This is a genomic window from Vibrio sp. 10N.261.52.A1, assembly GCF_002876325.1.
Lineage (GTDB): Bacteria > Pseudomonadota > Gammaproteobacteria > Enterobacterales > Vibrionaceae > Vibrio > Vibrio chagasii.
Map to the genome: position 1 here is coordinate 1 of NZ_MCYD01001198.1, position 4631 is coordinate 4631.

The 4631-nt window shown below is 42.7% G+C and carries 3 protein-coding genes; 2 read left to right on the top strand and 1 reads right to left on the bottom strand.

The annotated features are described in order from the left end of the window. On the bottom strand, positions 1-648 hold a 648-nt coding region (locus BCT81_RS25490), incomplete at its 3' end, for a winged helix-turn-helix domain-containing protein (RefSeq protein ID WP_102426271.1). Between the two features lie 394 nt (positions 649-1042). On the opposite strand from BCT81_RS25490, the gene BCT81_RS25495 reads away from it, so the two are divergent. After that, on the top strand, positions 1043-3265 hold the full coding sequence (locus BCT81_RS25495) for a lipase (RefSeq protein WP_241908275.1): 2223 nt from the start codon (positions 1043-1045) through the stop codon (positions 3263-3265). Next, positions 3255-4448, top strand: a complete 1194-nt coding sequence (locus tag BCT81_RS25500) for an outer membrane protein transport protein (RefSeq protein WP_102426272.1) — start codon at positions 3255-3257, stop codon at positions 4446-4448. The genes BCT81_RS25495 and BCT81_RS25500 overlap by 11 nt, the downstream gene beginning before the upstream one ends. Positions 4449-4631 lie beyond the last annotated feature (183 nt).

A 4631-nucleotide genomic window follows, 5' to 3' on the forward strand; every position in this document is an offset into this window, starting at 1 on the left:
ATCGATAATGATTTTTCGATCTTTATATTCATAAAGAGTAACGTTGTAGAGCTCGTTAAAAGTAAATTCATCGGTTTCTATCTTACAGGAAATAAAATGCTCTCCTGTTAGGCTTTCAGCCAAGGTATTTCTATCTAAGTACGAAAATAGATAATGGGAGAGCACGGCTACAAGGGTAAATACGCCAAATAACGTCAACACATTACTGCTCTTTTTCGCAGGAGTTGTGGTTTCTTGTGCCGCTTCTTCTTTCGGAACCACCTCTAATGTTTGTTGCGAATCTTGCTTTGCTTGCGCTTGAATCTTACGAAGTGCCCCTTCTTTATCTTGCGTCACTTGACCTGCAAATCGATATCCTTTGCCACGTTCAGTGACAATGATCATTCCACTCTTATCTTCTAGTGCTTTCCTACAGATTGAGATGGTTTGCATCAGGCTTCCATCTTCAACGTAAATCCCTTTAGACACCCAAACTTGTTCAATCAGGACTTGTCGTGTGATCACCTCGTTAGGTTTTGAGATGAAAAATTTAAGGAGCTCTGATTCATTAGAACCAATCGGGTATGTACGTCCTGTCTTAAAGTGATGGATTTCACTCTCTTCTAAATTGACCTGTATATCATCATTGATAATAAATTCAGCAGACATTTGGGTTCTCATTGTTATAAGCGTTCTAACCTAAATATAACAAATACTGTTACAAATATAAACTTGCTGAATTTGTTGTCTTTGAGGTTTAAGTGATTGAATTTTAAATTCTTATCGGCTTAATTAGATTTCCTTATATACCTTTTTGAGGTTGTTTAATGTGGTTTAAGGTGCTTGGTATTAGCAGCTATTGGATCATTAGCATGTGACGCTGATTTAGTGGGTGTGGGTTAAGTGCTCCAATTTCTACGTAGTTCTATCAATGTGTCATTCCAACTTCGTGTTGCCTGCTCTCTGAAACAAATCGAGTCTATCTCTGACTCAAATGGCAACTCTAATAATGATAAATCGCATGACCACACCAGTTTAATGCTAAAGCTACGAAGGAGCTGTTTTGAAAGAATTCAATAAGCCATATTTATGTGGACTAATTACGCTTGCCTTACTCGGCTGTCAGTCTGAAGACTCGACTCAAGAACCCGTTTCAGTATTGGTTCCTTACAACATTAATGAACTACCAAAACCGAACGACGGATATGGGTACGACGACGATGGCACCATTACCGGAGTCGGCGAGCCCGCTGCCGCGATGTCATCGATGAATGATGCCTACTATCAGGATTACAATAACTCATACGCGGCTTTAGACGGCTGGGGACTTTGTGCGGAGCCTATTTTAATTCCATTACAAAGCATTAATTCTGATAAGCGTTTTCCACTGAATAATGAAACCTTAGCGGGGAATGTTGTATTAATTGATGGGGAAACAGGTGAGGAAGTGGGTACCCAAATATCCGCCGATGGTTCGAATATTAAAATTCAATGTGAATCTGGGTTAAAAGCGGGGACGACTTATTCTATTGTTGTCACCGATAGGGTAAAAACTGAATTCGATGAGCCTTTAAAAGCAGACTCTAGTTTTGATGAATTGATATATTCAGATGTGCCGCTACAAAGCAATAAAGAGGAGAATATTCAAGAGCAGGTACTAAATGCTATTGACTCATATTATACTCTTTATCCAGAGAAGGGTGTTCCTGTATATGCTGCTCAATTTAAAACGCAGAGCTCATATTCGTCGCTAGATGCGATGAGGGATAATCACGTTAAGTTTAATACTCGATTCTTAGATGGTTATGAAACGGTTCGAGAGTTTAACGGGGATTACAATCAATATTCTAAGAAGTTAAGAATTCCGTCGTATCTACCTTTTACTCAAGCTCGAGAATCCGAGTGTCTCGTTGATGAGTTTGAGCCAAAAGAAAACTGTCCTCCTTTATATGAATGGATTACTAATCAAGAGGGCGGCTTCCCAACTGCCGAGATGCCAGAGCCAAAAGTAGTCGAATTCCTCGATATAACTGCTGACATCTACTTACCTGATTACGCTGATACACCTAGGCCGAAAGATACACAAATTGGTTTCCCTACTGCGATATTCATCCACGGTGTAACCGCGGAGCGTGGCACAGCTTCATTGATGGCTGCCGAGTATACAAAGAAAGGTTATGCCGTGGTTGCGATTGATATGCCATATCACGGGGAACGAATGCGCTATGACAATACTGATCCAGATGGTGAGGGGCCAGAGAAAGGTGTAGAGATTAGTGCTCGAGCAGACAAAGCTTTCTTCATCAATATTGATTCCCCATTAGCACTTCGTTCTAACCTCCAGCAGTCGGTTTCAGATTTTCTGGGTTTACGCTATGCGTTGAGCCAAGAAGGTTGGGTTGACAACAATAACGTTCATTTAATCGGACAATCGCTGGGTGGAATTATGTCGGTGATGGTGAGTGAGTTTAGCCAAGCAAGCCCTGATTTTCACTCGGATACTAATTCAAATTTTGAATTTAACACGGTGAACTTTGTTGTCCCTGGGCAAGGGCTCACTAATCTGGTTTTGTCTTCTCAAACTTTAGGTCCAGAGATGTCTGAAGGGGTTAAGAAATCCCCAGATGTTCAGCGCAGTATCGCAGAAACAGTCATACCCGATATCTGCACCGCGGAAGCGACGAATCAAGAGTGTATCGAAGCGCTACGCGAGTTTGTTGCACAGTCTACAGATAACGCACTCTTTGTGAGCCAGTTAGAAGGTGACATTTTCAACTTAGTGGTCACCGACCTTAAGCAGGGTGTTCAGACAACAATTGATAGTGCGGACCCGGCGAGTTTCATCTCACGTCAAGTTACAGCGCAGCAACCAACTCTTTTGTTAGCAGCGGTTGGAGACTGTGGCGAAACCTGCGACGTAGGAGTTGATTATGTTCCTGATAGCGTTATTCCAAATACAGCCCCGGATAATATTCGAACAGGAACTGAGCCGCTGATTGCTGCGCTTGGCTTAGACCCAATAACAGGCACATCAGAAAATATGGAACAAAAACGTGGAGCGGTAAGAACAACCACCGGCGGACATGGAACCTATTTGTTCCCTTATGAGGGGCCGATGGACGAGAGCGGCTTACCAGGAACGCCAGGCGAAAATATGTCTGACGTGCGTGAAGCTGTCGACACTCAGCAAGTCGCAGTTGCCTCAATGGTAATGAGTGACGGAGCAGTTGTCGTTATCAATAACGAAGATCATATCGAAACAGAGGTGCCTCAAAATGAAGAATAAACTTTTATTGGGCACCGTAGCTGCCCTTGCTCCTTGCTTGACCAATGCGGCTGGATTTCAACTTAACGCGCAGTCTGCAACGGGTTTAGGTCGTGCGTTTGCCGGTGACGCTGTAATGGCCGACAGTGCTGCGATTGTTGCTAAGAACAGCGCTACAATGGCATATATCGAACAACCTATGCTTTCTGTGGGTGCCATTTATATGGATAGTGGTATCGATGTTTCTAATGTGAGTTACACGCCGATGATAGGCAATACAGACACACTCGATGATCAATCTCTAGATGCGGGAACATTGGTTCCAAACCTTCACTATGTTCATCCGATTCAAGGCTCTAAATTTACCTTAGGTGCCACCGTACATTCTAACTTCGGTACCGATGTGGAATTTGATGATTCGTTCGAAGCGGATGAGTTTGGTGGGAAAACGGCACTCTCAAGTATCAATGTCGGCTTTGCTGTCGCTTATGAGCTCTCTGATAAGATCAATTTAGGTGCTGGGCTCGATGTCATCTACGGGGAAGGCGAAATTCACAGGAAAAACCTGCTAGACGTTGATGCTGATGGATTTGGATTGGGCGCCAATATAGGTGCTACTTACCAAGTTAATGAAAACAACAGGTTTGGTATTACTTATCGATATAGCCCGAATATCGAAGTTGAAGGGGATATTACGAAAGGTAGAGTTCCTGCCGATAAGATGAATGTGCCTCTGCCAGATACATTGGAGTTTTCTGGTTGGCATCAACTTAACGAGCAATGGGCATTCCATTACAGCCTGCAATGGGTGAATTGGTCTGAGTTTGATTCACTGACTTCAGACTCTTATGACGACTCAATTAAAGAGTATCAATGGAAGGATGCAGGGCATGTCTCGGTGGGTGGTACTTACACAATGTCGAAAGACGTCGTGCTACGAGCGGGTTATATGTACGACATCTCTCCAACCGACGAGCTAACCTCTTTATCGATACCTGATGTAAACCGCCACTGGGTGACTGTTGGTGGAACATACCACTTCACTGAAGACAACTCTGTGGATGTAGGTATCGGTTTTATTATCGGAGAATCACAAAATATTGACGAAAGCCTGACGACGATTCCAGGAACGAGTTCCAATATAACTGCAGATGTGAGCGCTGACGCTGTTTTACTTGGTGTTCAATATCAACATCGTTTTTAACTTTTACTTTGGAGTTTAGAACGAAAACTTTAGGAATCATATAAACATTGCTGGGCTCGACAGTGAGTTGAGCCCAATTCTCATTATTAGCTGTTTTAGCATTATTTAAATAGCTGGAAGCTCATTAAGTAAAAAATAGCTGCTTAGAAAACGTTTAATTCAGATGAATTTGACGGTTATGGT